Here is a 14,218-nt window from a genome sequence, read left to right on the forward strand (position 1 = left end):
GAATAACGCTAGTACGAAATATTGCTGATACGGAAAATAGAAAGATAGATAGACCCACTGAGCTTCTTTATTCCATCATTCGCTGCTTGACAACAGAAGAAACCATGACTACTCAATCTCCCTCGCTAGGTATTCAAATAATGGAAGTGCTGATTGCTTACTCGCGCAATCCTAGTTTAAAACTGCGTAATCAATTAGTAGAATTAAATGCAGGGCTAGTACGGCAAGTTGCCCATCGAATTAGTCGCCAATGTTGTGAACCCTACGAAGATTTAGAACAGGTTGGCTATTTAGGCTTAATTCGGGCGATAGAACGCTTTAATCCTCAACAAGGATGTGCCTTTAGTTCTTTTGCCATACCTTATGTTAGAGGAGAGATTTTACACTATTTACGAGACCGAGGCAGTGTCATGAGAATTCCTCGTCGTTGGCAAGATCTCTATACTAAAGGCAAAAAGTTGCGGAAACAATTGGCTCAAACCCTAGGCCGTCAGCCCAAAGAATCAGAAATTGCTCAAGCTTTAGGTGTATCCTATCAAGAGTGGAACGAATGTCAGTTAGCCTTACAAAATCGCTTATTAGTCAGTTTAGATGCCACCATTAATCAGGTTCATGATGGTGTAATTACTTTTGGCGATACTCTGCCTGACCCTAAATCTCAAGGTCAACAAAGAATGCAAGAAGACCGGCTACAATTACAAAGAGCCATGAGTCAGTTAGAAGATAAGACCAAAGCCGCCATTGAATGTGTATTTTTATGGGATTTACCCCGCAAAGAAGCCGCTAAACAAATTGGTATTAGTCCCATGACCGTCACTCGACACCTCCAAAAAGGTCTTGAACAATTGATCGCTCTTTTGCGACCTCAAGCCGCTTAAAATTTCTTGACCCTTCAATCTCAAAGAAGCCAGTTTCCCCTTACCTCGTTCACAAAAACTCCTACAGTCCGCCTTCAAGGCGGATTTTATTTTAGTCATTAGTCATTGGTCAGAGCGTCATTAGTTGCCTTTCCCCCTTTATTCTCCCTGTTCCCTAAATAAACTATTCTAGAAATCAAACAGTCATGCAGGAGTTGAGGTTAACTAATGAGTGGAAAACGAATTCTCATGCTTGTGGGTGACTTTGTGGAAGACTACGAAGTAATGGTTCCTTTTCAAGCGTTGCAAATGGTGGGTCATACTGTTCATGCTGTCTGTCCCAATAAGAAAGCAGGAGACAAGGTTCGCACTGCTGTTCATGATTTTGAAGGAGACCAAACTGTGCGATTCGTTGGCTAGAAATCAGACGTAATCCTTATAGGATATAGGTTTGAAGGATTAGCCTTCTAGGTAAAGGGAAAAACTTAGCAAAATTGATTGCTAAGGTATGTAACGAAAAGATGAAACGGATTACCGAACATCTAATTAGAAATAACCGAACCTGGAAAACTGTATAACCATGTTGGTGAGATAAGTATCAAACGAACATCAAGTCCAACCCTCGCGTGTATCGAGTGAAAGCACTTCCCCCAAGGTAGCGACTAGCCATCAATCCTTGAAGCGGGGATGAACGGCGGTAAGTTCTAGCCCTCATGGATAATCCCGACTAGCACGAATCTATGGAGAACGCAAGTGAAGCTTCGATTAAGGTCAACGAAAACCTCCTTAGTAGCGAAAGAGGTCTGATACGCTGCGTTCAAAAAGAACAAGGGATAGTTCTCATAAAAAGATCGGATGAGAAATACACCTAAAAAGATTAGGTTAAACGGTTTGGTTAACCTATACACATCTTAAATCCCCGTTGATAAAGAAGCCTCCTAACGATTCAAACAAATGGTTATACGGAACGAATTAACTTCCCTCCTTGCTCTCTGAGAGGTCGAATACTCAGAGTAGTCAGCTAAGGCGCATCATCTAGAGAAATCTAGGCACTCTGGGAAGCAGGATTGAGTCAGAAGCTAACGCCTTACTGTAATGGTAAGGATATGCCTACAGACTCACGATTAATTGGCAGGAAAAGGGACAATTAGGAGCAAATATGCCTAAAACAGATTCACAACAGAATACTGTGGGATGTGGACAACCCAGACCAAAACTCCAGTGGAATCAAATTCCCTGGAAACAAGTGGAACGGCGCGTCTATAAACTCCAAAAGCGCATTTTCCAAGCTGCTAGTCGTGGCGATGTTAGAACAGTTCGACGACTCCAAAAAACCCTTTTACGCTCCTGGTCAGCAAAAACGTTAGCTGTTAGAAAAGTAACACAGGATAATCAAGGCAAAAAGACAGCAGGTATAGATGGAATAAAATCCTTATCCCCGTCAAAACGCCTAGAACTTGTGAAGAAATTACGACTAACAAACAAAGCAAAAGCTACACGAAGAGTTTGGATACCCAAAGCCAAAAGGAATGAAAAGCGACCTCTAGGTATTCCTTGCATGTCCGATAGGGCATTACAGGCTCTAGTAAAAATCGCTTTAGAACCCGAATGGGAAGCGTATTTTGAAACAAATTCGTATGGATTTAGACCAGGACGCGGATGTCACGATGCTATCGAAGCAATTTATTTACATCTACGCGGTAAAGCCAAATATGTACTAGATGCAGATATTACTAAGTGCTTCGATAAGATTAACCATGAAAAACTCCTTCAAAAATTAAACACCTTTCCCACCATGCGAAGACAAATCAGAGCTTGGCTAAAAGCGGGAGTGATGGATGAAGGAAAACTCTTTCCAACCGAAGAAGGCACACCACAAGGAGGAGTGGTGAGTCCACTATTAGCCAACATTGCGCTTCACGGAATGGAAGAAATTATCAAATCATTTGCGGAAAATCCCAAAGAACTCAAAAGGGAATTCTCGGTAAATAACAAAAGGGATAGAAGGAAATCTATCGCCTTAATCCGATACGCAGACGATTTTGTCCTAATCCACGAAAGCCTAGCTGTAGTGGAAAAGGGCAAGGAAATAATAGAAACATGGTTAAGTGAACTCGGACTCACATTAAAACCTGAAAAGACCAGAATCACTCATACCTTGGAAAAATATCAAGGAAACGTCGGATTCAATTTTTTAGGGTTTAATATAAGACACCATAAATGTGGTCAACATAGAGATATGAAAAGCACAAATGGAAAACATTTAGGCTACACTCTAACAATCAAACCACAAAAAGAAAAAGTCCTAGAACACTACAAAAAGCTTCGTGACATCATAGATACCTACAAAGCCGCCCCACAGACTAGCTTAATAGCTAAACTTAACCCAGTAATAAGAGGGTGGTCAAACTACTACAGTACAGTAGTAAGTAGTGAAGAAAAATCCTTCCTAGACTATCTTCTATTTAAAAAGTTATCAAGTTGGGCAAAAAGTAGGCATCCCAAACAAGGGGTCAAAGAGATAATGGAAAAATACTGGCATAATAAGAAAGTTGGAAAATGGAACTTCTGTACATTAAAAAACGGAAAACCCGAATTCCAACTTTTAAAACACTCAGAAATCCACCATAAAAAACATAAAAAAGTGGAAGGGAATGCCAGTCCTTACAATGGGAAATTAATCTATTGGAGTATAAGAAAAGGTGAAAATCCCTTAATGCCGAAGAGAATCACAAAATTACTCAAAGAACAAAAAGGGAAGTGTAACCATTGCGGACTGTTCTTTTCTGAAGGGGATAAATTAGAAGTTGACCACATCATCCCTAAATCCTCTGGAGGTAGAGATGAATATGAAAATCTACAACTGCTCCATCGTCATTGCCATGATGAAAAATCTGTCCTAGAGGGCAGTATTGGCATAAAATCTGGCTGTAATAGTGCCAAGCCTAAACCACAATCTACATTAGCAGAGAATTACTAATGGATAAAAGATATGTTGGTGTGCAGTGTACGTGACAAGTACCAATTAATTGAGGAGCGGAATGAGGTGAAAGTCTCACGTTCCGTTTTGAAGACGAGTCGATAAGGCGACTTATCGGCTTAGTTTAACTACAGCGAAAAACCGGGTCACAATTTCACCCTTAATGCTACTTTTGATGAGCTTCGTGCCGCCGATTATGATGCTTTGGTGATTCCGGGTGGTCGCGCCCCTGAATATCTCCGTTTAAATCCTACCGTAATTGATCTGGTTCGACATTTTGCTCAGGCTAATAAGCCTATTGCGGCTATCTGTCATGGGGCCCAGTTGTTGGCGGCGGCTGATGTCATTAAGGGTAAACGCTGTTCGGCTTATCCGGCTTGTAGTCCTGAAGTCGGCCTTGCTGGCGGGGAATATGCTGATATTGCTGTTGATGAGGCGATCGTCGATGGCAATTTAGTCACGGCTCCGGCTTGGCCCGCTCATCCCCAGTGGTTAGCTCTGTTTCTCCAAGTTTTGGGGACTAAAATTGAGCATTTAGAATTGGCTGCTATCTAGTCTTTCTCGGGTGGGCACTGCCCGCCTTATGCTATTTTTTATCTAAAAAAAACTTATATTACTCCTCATAACTCTTTTAAAATTCAAACGTAACAAAACTTCAAACTTTACAAAAGTTTACAATTAATTGAGAAAAATTCCTATTTGCCTACGAGGTTGCGTCTTTCTGGGGATTTGCTAGAATTTCATAATAGCGCTTATTATATTCTTTTGTCCAAAACCTACTTAACCCATAGAGCAAAATCCTTATCTAATAAGCTTTTTAAAAACACTTTCCCCTAACCCCCCCTCAAAATCGAACCAGAAACCCAAATAGGAAATCCTTTTTTTAGTGAAGTTGTGTTAAGACAAAAAAACTTTTTTTGACAAAAATCATTATTTATGATATTTGAATACAGCCAGTGCAAAAATAAAACTAGACTGTACAGTTTAGTTTAGTCAAACTTAAAATAGGGAATATAGGAATATATAGAGAATACAGATAGAGTCAGGAGAAAAAGCCGTGACGACTCGTTTAGAAGAAAAAGCGGAACAAATATTACAAAGAGCATTACCCGAATTTCTCAAAAATGGTTATGCCGCTACCAGTATGGACCGAGTAGCCCAAGCCGCAGGAGTATCGAAACAAACCCTTTACAGTCATTTTTTAGATAAAGATGGACTCTTTACGGCCCTAGTGAAACGGATGGCCGGTGAAAAATTCCGTTTAGTTTGGTCTAAACCGTTAAAAGGAGAACCGAAAAAAGTCTTAAAAGAATTAGCCTATCGGTTACTGGAAGAAGCCCAAGATAAAGACCATATATGTTTTATGCGGCTAGTGGTTTCCGAGTCAGAAAAACGTCCCGATTTAGCTCATATTTTCTTGAGCAATATCGCTCAACCTTCAATTAAAATCTTGACTGAGTATTTAACAGAAAACCCAGAACTAAAGATTGTAGATGCAGAAGCCACAGCCCGAATTTTTGTCGGTTCGCTGATTCATTATATCCTGACACAAGAAATGTTTTATGGCAAAGAAATTATGCCCATGTCTGAAGAGCGTTTAGTGAATAGTTTAATTGAGTTACTGCTGAAGGAATAAAAAAAGGCAGTAAACAAGGTGCGTTATGGGCTTTGATACTGTCTTATGCTCCCATAAACCCTTGATAAAAAACCGATATTCTCCCGCTTTTTGTCCTAACAAAACTTGAAAATTATGTCACTCCCTAAAATATTTGTTACTCGTCAGCTTCCCGAAAGAGGACTTAATCCTTTACTCTCCCATGCAGAAATAGAAATATGGCCAGAACGTCAACCCCCAGCTTACGAAATCTTGTTAGAAAAAGTCCAACAAATCGATGGCTTACTGTGCTTATTAACGGACCGTATTGACGAGCAACTTATTAACACAGGAAAATCGCTAAAAGTTATTAGTCAAATGGCTGTCGGTTACGATAATATCGACATCAAAGCCGCTACTAACAGAAAAATTCCGGTAGGAAACACCCCAGGCGTATTAACCGATGCCACCGCCGACCTAACCTGGGCTTTATTAATGTGTGCCGCCAGACGAATTATCGAGTCTGAGCAATACGTCAGAGCCGGCTCTTGGCAGACTTGGGAACCGACATTACTATTAGGCACAGATTTATCCGGCGCGACTTTAGGCATAGTCGGGTTAGGACGTATCGGAGAAGCAGTTGCTCGTCGTGCATCAGGATTTAATCTGCGGGTCATTTATTCCAGTCGCCATCGTCGCTCAAAAGAGATAGAAGCGGCATTAGGTGTGGAATATGTAGAGTTTAATCGCTTATTGCAAGAATCAGATATTATAACCCTTCACACAGCCTTATCAAAAGAAACCCATCATTTAATCAGTTATGCACAATTTGCCCTCATGAAGCGATCAGCCATTTTAATCAACACAGCCAGAGGAGCCATTGTTGACCCACAGGCATTATATCAAACTTTAAAAAGTGGTCAGATTGCCGGGGCTGCCCTAGATGTCACTGAACCAGAACCCATACCCCTCGATAGTCCTTTACTGAGTCTGAAAAACTTGATTATTACGCCGCATATAGGCAGTGCCAGTTATCAAACACGCTTAAAAATGGCCACGATGGCGGCTAATAATTTACTGGCCGGACTATTAAACCAACCCTTGCCTTATTGTGTCAATCCTGAGATTTATAGTTGAGACACCTCAGAAAAATTGTTAAAAATAGTCTTTAGGGATTAAGCTTCAACAAAGTTTTTAAGAATTTTTTTGGCATTGGTAATAAGAAAAGCATTCACAATAGAAATAGAGAGTTTTAATACACCCAAAGAGCGGACTGTTGAGCATAAATAGCTAGGAAAAAAAGCTTAACGATGTAAAGGAGACTATCATGAATCATCCCAATCACAAACAGAACGCTCACGAAACCCCCTCGACGGGTGAATATTTAGTATCTTCTAAAACACTGGAACTCAAAGAAGAACAATTAAGACTAACCCGGGAACAACGCCGTCAAGCACAATTGCGATTTGATCTGATCATCGATAAGATCATCAATGCTATTTACTTTGTGGTCGTGACGGTAGAAGTGATGTTAGGATTCCGTTTTGTGTTGCACTTGGCACAAGCGAATCCGCAAAATTTATTTGCTAGTATTGTATTTGGGTTATCTAACCCCTTAGCCGCGCCCTTTGCCAATCTCTTCAATCCTGGAAATGGAAATAATTTATTTGATGGAGGGTTGGTAGTGGGTATTGTGGTTTATTGGATGCTGGGAATGATGTTAATTTGGTTGGTGGGACTACTCAGACGCTGACGGAAAATAATGGGTGTCAAGCTTCCCTATATGCGGGAGGCTTTTTAAAAATATAGGGTTAGGTAAAAAGTTCAGAACATCGATTAATTAAAGAAAAAAGTTAATATTTTTATCTAATTAACTCTTTTATTTGAATCAAGTTTATTGTATAATAAACAGAAAAACTCGGGTTCTCATTAAAGACAAATTTTGCCAGCTTTTTCCTTGACGTTTTAATTAAAATTCCTTAACCAAATTCTTAAGTTATTATTAAAATAACGTTCTCAAAAATTCTAGTTGATTACGTTAAAATCGTGCCTATTTACAACCCTAGTCTCCATATACTTTTAATCGAAGATAATTCCTACGAAGCTGAGTTAATTAAGGATATGATTGAGTCAGTGCTGGAGATTCCTGTAATTTTAACTCACCACAGTTATTTAAAGCATGGAATTCAATCTCTCCAACAGAATAACTATGATATTATCTTATTGGATATCCGCTTGCCAGATAATCAAGACCTTAGCTCGATTAATCAAATCAAACAACAAGCCTCCACTACTCCCATCGTCGTATTGAGTAACATTCAAGATAAAAATATTGCTGTGGAAGCGGTTCGCCAAGGGGCACAGGATTATCTTTATAAGGGGCAATTTGACAGTGAATTGCTGTGTCGTGCCATCGGATATGCCATTGAACGTCAACAAATTGAAGAACAATTAAAGCAGCAAAAACTCCAACTGCAACGACAAAAAGAGGAACTGCAAAAACAGATAGAACGAGAGCAATTGATGGGACGTATGATTGAACGCATTCGTAAATCCCTTGAATTACGAGATATTTTAAAAACAACGGTAAGTGAAGTTCGCTACTTTCTCAATACTGATCGAGTGATGATCTATTGCTGTCGAGATGGATCACCAGCAAGAATTGTAGCGGAATCTTTAGCCCCACAACAGGAAAAGCCAGTCCCTCTTTTAGCCAGGGTTTCCCACTTACTAGAGACAAATTTATATCATTACAGTTTAACCCCAGAACAAAACCAAGAAATTGATCAAATACTGAACTCTCTAATTAATTCGGTTTTAACGGTTCCCATCTGGCAAAATCAACCTGAAGGAGAAGCTAGTTTATGGGGACAACTTTTAGCCCAAGACTATAGTGGTAATCGAGAGTGGCAAAATTGGGAGATCGAATTTTTAACTCAATTGGGCAATTCCTTGGCGATCGCTATTCAACAATCGGAACTCTATCAAACAGTACAAAATCAAGCCATGTTAGATGGATTAACCGGCATCGCTAACCGTCGTCAATTTGATCTCGTGCTAAGAAGAGAGTGGGAACGTTTAGCCGCCCAAGAGAATTTTCAAAAAATACCTGTTTGTATGTCTTTAATTATGTGTGATGTAGACTTCTTTAAAAATTATAATACCTTTTATGGCCATTTAGGAGGAGATGACTGTCTCAAACAAGTGGCAAACGTGATTAAACTGGCTTGTGAACGAGCATCTGATGTAGCGGCTCGCTATGGGGGAGAAGAATTTGCCATCATTTTGCCGGATACCGATGAGCAAGGGGCTTTAACAGTTGCTCATAAGATCCATTCTGCCCTTAAACAGCGACAAATTCCTCATGACAATTCTGCTGTCAGTGAATATGTCACCCTCAGTATAGGGATTGCCACCCAAATTCCTTCTCTGGATAGAGAGCCAAAATTTTTAATTGATCTTGCCGATCAAGCCCTACAACAAGCGAAAGCCCAAGGACGGAATCGCATTATCCAAAGTGAATCTTAAGCCCACTTGTTGACCTCTTCTAGCAATCTTTTCCGCAAAATTATGTAATTCTAAATTGATTTCATTTATCTGAATCAATCGTTATGATATTAAGAAGTATTGAGGGTAGGTATAGACAAAAATCACCTCATTTATGTACAATAAGAATAAAGATTAGCAATGGACATCTATTGTTTTTTTGAACTTGACAGGTTCTCAAGTTTGGCAGCATTAAATTTCTAGGGAGTTCCACAAGTCATCAATTAAAATTTTGTAACAAATTAAAAAATGATCAGGAATGGCTCAGGGATGAGGTGTAGTGTTCTCCTAGAAAGCCTTGAGCAATCTGTAATCTAAAAAACCGTCACAGAATTGACATATACAAGCCATAGAAAAGCAAAGCACAGGGAGTAGGGTAAAATGAGGGAAAGCCAAGATGAAAAAATGAACAATAATGCTGAAAATCATCCGTTATCGATTGAAATCAGCCTATTTTATCGGTTAAGGGAGGAAAACATTCGTCTCGTGGTGGTTGAGTCTGAAGAAAAACTGCGGATTTCGGTGAAACAGAAGGCTCAAGAAGGAGACTATTCAGGAGCGATCGCGCTATTGGATCAATTAATTGAAAGTCATCCGGAAAGTGCGATTGATTATAATAATCGTGGCTTAATGTATTTTTGGCAAGGACAATTTTTTCAAGCAATTAAAGATTATAATCAAGCGATTGAATTAAATAAAAAATTAGACCAAGCCTATAATAACCGAGCGAATTGTTATATGGCTCAAGGGAATTGGGCTGAGGCTTTAACCGATTATGAAACAGCGATAGACTTAAATCCGGCTAATATGAAAGCCTGGCTTAATCAAGGAATAACACTAAGGGAATTAGGATTATATGATTTAGCCTTAGAAAATTTTGATTTAACCTTAACGATTAGCCATCGGTTACAAGGAAGAATTTATGCAGAAAGGGGTTATACTTATTATCTGCGGGGAGACTGGAATTGTGCCATCGCCGATTATCACCGCGCTTTGTCTGCCTTACCGTTGACGGATAAATATAGGGCTTACAGACAGAAGGTACAAGAGTGGTTAAATCAGTTAATTAATTATTCGGCAACAGGATAGTTATGGCAGTTGACAGTCAACAGTGATCAGTGATAATTGTGCTGTTTTCTGCTGTTACAATTCCTTTTTTTTAAACCTCTCCTGCGCCGCCTTAAACGACTCCCGCATCACCGACTGAATTTTCTGAGGGTCAGGTTTTTTACCCCCCATTAAATCCCCAAAATACACACAAGCACTCTCCCCTAAAGCCCAAGTATAAGCCGCCGCCCAAGAAGCCGCAATCACACTACCCAAACCCGGAATAAACTTAACCAACTCCCGTCCTACCGCCTGAGCAAAAAATCCCCCGGCAATGGTACTGACTATACCACCGGCTTGAGAAGGGGTGATCGTCTGTCCGTATAACTTGCCCAATAATCCCACCATCGACACTTGCAAAGCGGTTAATACCGGCATCGTGGAAAAAGGAAGCGGCACTGCGGCTAGAGTAGCTGCCATAATGGAAAAAGATAACATATAACGCCGTCCCACATCTCGGTATAAATTCCCCAACCGTTCACCAGCCACATTATCTAATAACTGATAAATCGTCTTAGCTTCAGCTTCAGGGAGCAATTCAGCGATATTATCTCTAAACGCTTCTAACCCATAAAATACGGGTGTAAAACCATCTTCTTCTAAAGTAAAATCAATCAACACAGATCGATCACACAGTTGGGAAAAATCCTCTTTAATAGCGGCAAAAGTGCGATTAACTTCCTCAAACTGGGGAGGATAAACCGGATGATCCGCCGCCTCTGGGGGATAAACTTCATGCAGACAAGTCACTGCCAGTAAACAGGGAATATTCGGGTATTGCTTGCGTAACTGTTGAGCAATTTGCCGTAACGTTTCGGTTGCAAAATCGTTAATTTTAACGGTTAGAATTAACACTCTAGCGCGGCCTACTTGTTTTTGCAAATCCCCCACTAATTCCCCAATAACCGCTTGAGTATCTTGATTAATATCTCCTAACCCTACCGTATCAGTAAAAATCAGTAAAGGTAGGTCAGTTGAAGGATAAGAATAACGTTGTGTATGTTGAGTATGGGGGCGAAAACCTTGCCCAACAATTTCCGCAGAAACTCCCGTTAATCCTCGAATAATTGAACTTTTTCCGGCTTGAGGTTTACCAATTAAAATGGCTTCTGTGGTGGGCAATTGACGGCGAACGGTTTCTAAAATTGTAGCGACTTGCTCCTCATTAACACTAAACCATTGAACTAACTGAAGGGCGACTTGTTCTAGCGGTAAAACTTGCCTGATTCGTTCTGTAGTCTGATTCCAGCTACTTCCTAAACGGTCTTGCCAAGAGGGATTATGGGGTTTAGTCACTTCAGGTGCAGGACTAACTTTTTTGAGACGTTTTGTCGCGTCGTTCCAAGCACTAATAAAGCGAGCTTGCCAAGAAGTATTATCCGGCTTAGATATTTTCTCGTCCGTTAGTTCTTGGGGAGTTTGAGCATCATTTTCTTGTGTCATTTCTCTTTCAATTAAAACAAATCTGCTCCTTCAATGTTGTCTTGTTTTTTAGCATTAGCCGCTTCTCCACAGGTGCGAGGAGTGGGAAACAATTTACCAGGATTCGCTAATCCTTTAGGATTAAAACAGTCTCGCACATAACCCATCGTTTCTAAATCTATCTCATTAAACATTTCAGGCATATAACAATTTTTATCAATACCAATACCATGTTCTCCGGATAGACTGCCACCATAACGCACACAGAGCTTAAGAATTTCGCCGCCTAATGCTTCAACTTCTTCCCAGGCTCCTTCTACTTTATTATCATACAAAATCAAAGGATGAAGATTTCCGTCTCCGGCATGAAAAACATTAGCAATGGGATAGCCGTATTTTTGACTCAATTGGTTGATTTCTTGGAGAACTTTGGCTAATTGAGTGCGCGGAATGACCCCATCTTGCACAAAATAATTAGGACTCATGTGACCGGCTGCGGCAAAGGCGGCTTTTCTTCCTTTCCAAAACTTGAGGCGGGTTTCTGGGTCATTGGCGGTGGTAACCTCTCTTGCTCCATTATTTTTACAGATTTGAGCCACTCGCCGCTTATTTTCCGTTACTTCTACCTGTAACCCATCCAATTCTACTAATAAAACCGCTTCTGCATCTCTCGGGTAACAGCCGGTTGCTACCACATCCTCGACAGCATTAATACTCAAATTATCCATGATTTCCATTCCCGCAGGAATAATCCCGGCTGCGATAATATCGGCTACCGTTTGCCCGGCTGCCTCCACTGTGGTAAAATCTGCCAACAACACACATATCGATTCAGGGGTTTTGAGGATGCGTAAAGTAATTTCTGTAGCGATGCCTAATGTTCCTTCTGAACCCACAAATACGCCTCTTAAATCATAACCTGGCATTTCTGGTACCACTCCCCCGACATCGATAATCGACCCGTCAGGAATGACTAATTTTAATCCTAAAACATGATTAGTCGTCACCCCATACTTAAGACAGTGGACACCGCCGGAGTTTTCTGCAATGTTACCCCCAATGGAACAGATAATTTGACTAGAAGGATCTGGGGCATAATAAAAACCTGCGCCGCTAACTGCTTGAGTTACCCAATTATTGATCACGCCGGGTTGTACCACCACTTGTTGATTTTCTAAATCTATCTTTAAAATTTGTTTCATGCGGGCGGTCACAATGAGAACCCCATCTTCTAAAGGTAGGGCACCTCCGGATAAGCCGGTACCTGCCCCTCGGGCCACCCAAGGAATATTTTGCTCATGACAAATTTTTACCACTGCGGCTACTTGTTCGGTGGTGCGAGGCAAAACGACTACAGCCGGGCGCTGACGGTAACCGGTGATCCCATCACACTCGTAAGTCAATAATTCATCCTTGCGTTGAACTACGCCATCTTTACCGACAATAGTTTCAAATTGTTTAATAAGGGGTTGCCATTTATTTTGAGGGCGATTGAGGATGTTTTTGAGCAACATGGGTTATGGTAGGTTAATCGGGCTGTTTATCATTTTAACTAAAATGTCGGGATGTCAATTAGGTACCTTATCTAGCACTTGTTGACGACGAGTTTCTAAATTGAGGGTTAGGTGATCCTCTTGACGATGAGCCTCCCAAGTCCCCGATAGCCACTCAATTTGCCATTGTCCCTGCATAAAATTCTGATCGACAGAGATGGTTCCCATATAATGAACTTTATGACGAGAAGCGAGCAAATATTGTTTGATAAACCTAATTTTACGCCCGATGACTTCTCCTACTAGAGAGGCTTCTCCTAAATGACTATCATCCAAGATATTACCCGTGATTGTATTGCCCCCCTGTACCAAGGTTAATTCAAAACGAGTGGGGATCTCTTCTTGCCAATAAGTCCCTAACCAACAGCCGCTTAAGTCTTGCATCTGTGCAACTCCGATGGGGTGGTTATAGTTAAAACCATGATAGCTGAATTGGTTGAACGATGGTTGATCCTTCGATAATAATGATTGCAGAAGCTAAATCAACTGATGGCTAATAAAAAATGGCGATTGACTTCGCCACTCGCTCACTGAGTTAAATTTTAAAAACTATACTGTTTCTAACAGCACGGAATTGCTAATCAGCCGTTGAAATTGCACAACAACAGACAAAGGCTATCAAAAGGTTACCGACTCACTTCGGTAGGATTAGATTCAAGGGTGTAAATCTGATTGCTGAGTTGATAAACAATCTTAGCTTTGACTAGATGTTGTCCACTATATCCAGTTTTATTGGTCAATTGAATAGCTATTTCCGCATTTTCTAAAGGATTTAAATGTATTTCTTTTGACGGGTAACTAAAGTTTATGGGTTTTCCATCAGAGACATTCAGAATTTCTATACTTTTAATCAACAAAGTTGCTTTTTCTTCTTTGAGATTTTCCAGTTGCACAAAGACAGTCGCAAATCCGATATCTCGATTAGGGTCTTGTGGAACTCCTAAAGGAGGAAGTTCTTCCTCTCTAGAGATTAGCTTGACACTTTTTACCGCAATTTGACCTGAGTTAGACATTTGAGAAAGCCTCGTTTCAGAAAGAGGTTGACTTTTAGCTATCCATACAGAAAAACCAAAACCTGAGACAATTAAGGCACAAAAAACTACTAGGGTTTGTTTTAGCATAAATCTAGTCAGAGGCAATAGGCAAATCCTTGCTTTAA

12 protein-coding genes and 1 pseudogene are annotated in these 14,218 nt (G+C 40.4%); 9 read left to right on the forward strand and 4 right to left on the reverse strand.

Going from position 1 to position 14,218, the window contains the following annotated elements:
- Positions 1-104: 104 nt before the first annotated feature.
- The 9 genes and pseudogenes from CYAN7822_RS12045 (at position 105) to CYAN7822_RS12085 (ending at position 10,066) form a co-directional block, all read left to right on the forward strand.
- Complete coding sequence (locus CYAN7822_RS12045) at positions 105-878, forward strand: RNA polymerase sigma factor SigF (protein ID WP_013322551.1); 774 nt, start codon at positions 105-107, stop codon at positions 876-878.
- Between the two features lie 207 nt (positions 879-1,085).
- The gene (locus CYAN7822_RS12050) at positions 1,086-1,277 is read left to right on the forward strand and encodes a DJ-1/PfpI family protein (RefSeq protein WP_041933222.1); all 192 of its coding nucleotides are present in this window, start codon (positions 1,086-1,088) and stop codon (positions 1,275-1,277) included.
- 739 nt (positions 1,278-2,016) lie between these two features.
- Positions 2,017-3,837, forward strand: coding sequence for a group II intron reverse transcriptase/maturase (gene ltrA / locus CYAN7822_RS12055; protein WP_013322552.1), 1,821 nt, complete (start codon positions 2,017-2,019; stop codon positions 3,835-3,837).
- A gap of 141 nt (positions 3,838-3,978) precedes the next feature.
- A pseudogene (locus CYAN7822_RS12060) lies at positions 3,979-4,392 on the forward strand (DJ-1/PfpI/YhbO family deglycase/protease); the annotation flags it as partial.
- Positions 4,393-4,894: 502 nt separating this feature from the next.
- Entirely contained in the window at positions 4,895-5,473 is a 579-nt protein-coding gene (locus CYAN7822_RS12065) for a TetR/AcrR family transcriptional regulator (protein ID WP_013322553.1), read from the forward strand.
- Between the two features lie 114 nt (positions 5,474-5,587).
- Positions 5,588-6,568 (forward strand): 2-hydroxyacid dehydrogenase, encoded by a 981-nt coding sequence (locus CYAN7822_RS12070; RefSeq protein WP_013322554.1) that lies wholly within the window; start codon positions 5,588-5,590, stop codon positions 6,566-6,568.
- Between the two features lie 190 nt (positions 6,569-6,758).
- On the forward strand, positions 6,759-7,184 hold the full coding sequence (locus CYAN7822_RS12075) for a YggT family protein (protein WP_013322555.1): 426 nt from the start codon (positions 6,759-6,761) through the stop codon (positions 7,182-7,184).
- Between the two features lie 293 nt (positions 7,185-7,477).
- The gene (locus tag CYAN7822_RS12080) at positions 7,478-8,959 is read left to right on the forward strand and encodes a diguanylate cyclase domain-containing protein (RefSeq protein WP_013322556.1); all 1,482 of its coding nucleotides are present in this window, start codon (positions 7,478-7,480) and stop codon (positions 8,957-8,959) included.
- Positions 8,960-9,358: 399 nt separating this feature from the next.
- Positions 9,359-10,066, forward strand: coding sequence for a tetratricopeptide repeat protein (locus CYAN7822_RS12085; protein ID WP_013322557.1), 708 nt, complete (start codon positions 9,359-9,361; stop codon positions 10,064-10,066).
- Positions 10,067-10,120: 54 nt separating this feature from the next.
- Here the strand turns inward: CYAN7822_RS12085 and CYAN7822_RS12090 are convergent, their stop codons facing one another.
- From CYAN7822_RS12090 to CYAN7822_RS12105, 4 genes are all read right to left on the reverse strand, one after another.
- Positions 10,121-11,527 carry a YcjF family protein gene (locus CYAN7822_RS12090; protein ID WP_013322558.1) on the reverse strand — a complete coding sequence of 469 codons (1,407 nt, stop codon included), beginning with the start codon at positions 11,525-11,527 and terminating at the stop codon, positions 10,121-10,123.
- Positions 11,528-11,538: 11 nt separating this feature from the next.
- Complete coding sequence (glcD, locus tag CYAN7822_RS12095; RefSeq protein ID WP_013322559.1) at positions 11,539-13,020, reverse strand: glycolate oxidase subunit GlcD; 1,482 nt, start codon at positions 13,018-13,020, stop codon at positions 11,539-11,541.
- Between the two features lie 54 nt (positions 13,021-13,074).
- On the reverse strand, positions 13,075-13,443 hold the full coding sequence (locus CYAN7822_RS12100; RefSeq protein WP_013322560.1) for a hypothetical protein: 369 nt from the start codon (positions 13,441-13,443) through the stop codon (positions 13,075-13,077).
- 242 nt (positions 13,444-13,685) lie between these two features.
- The gene (locus CYAN7822_RS12105; protein ID WP_041933224.1) at positions 13,686-14,180 is read right to left on the reverse strand and encodes a hypothetical protein; all 495 of its coding nucleotides are present in this window, start codon (positions 14,178-14,180) and stop codon (positions 13,686-13,688) included.
- Between the last annotated feature and the right edge of the window lie 38 nt (positions 14,181-14,218).

The organism is Gloeothece verrucosa PCC 7822 (assembly GCF_000147335.1).
GTDB lineage: Bacteria > Cyanobacteriota > Cyanobacteriia > Cyanobacteriales > Microcystaceae > Gloeothece > Gloeothece verrucosa.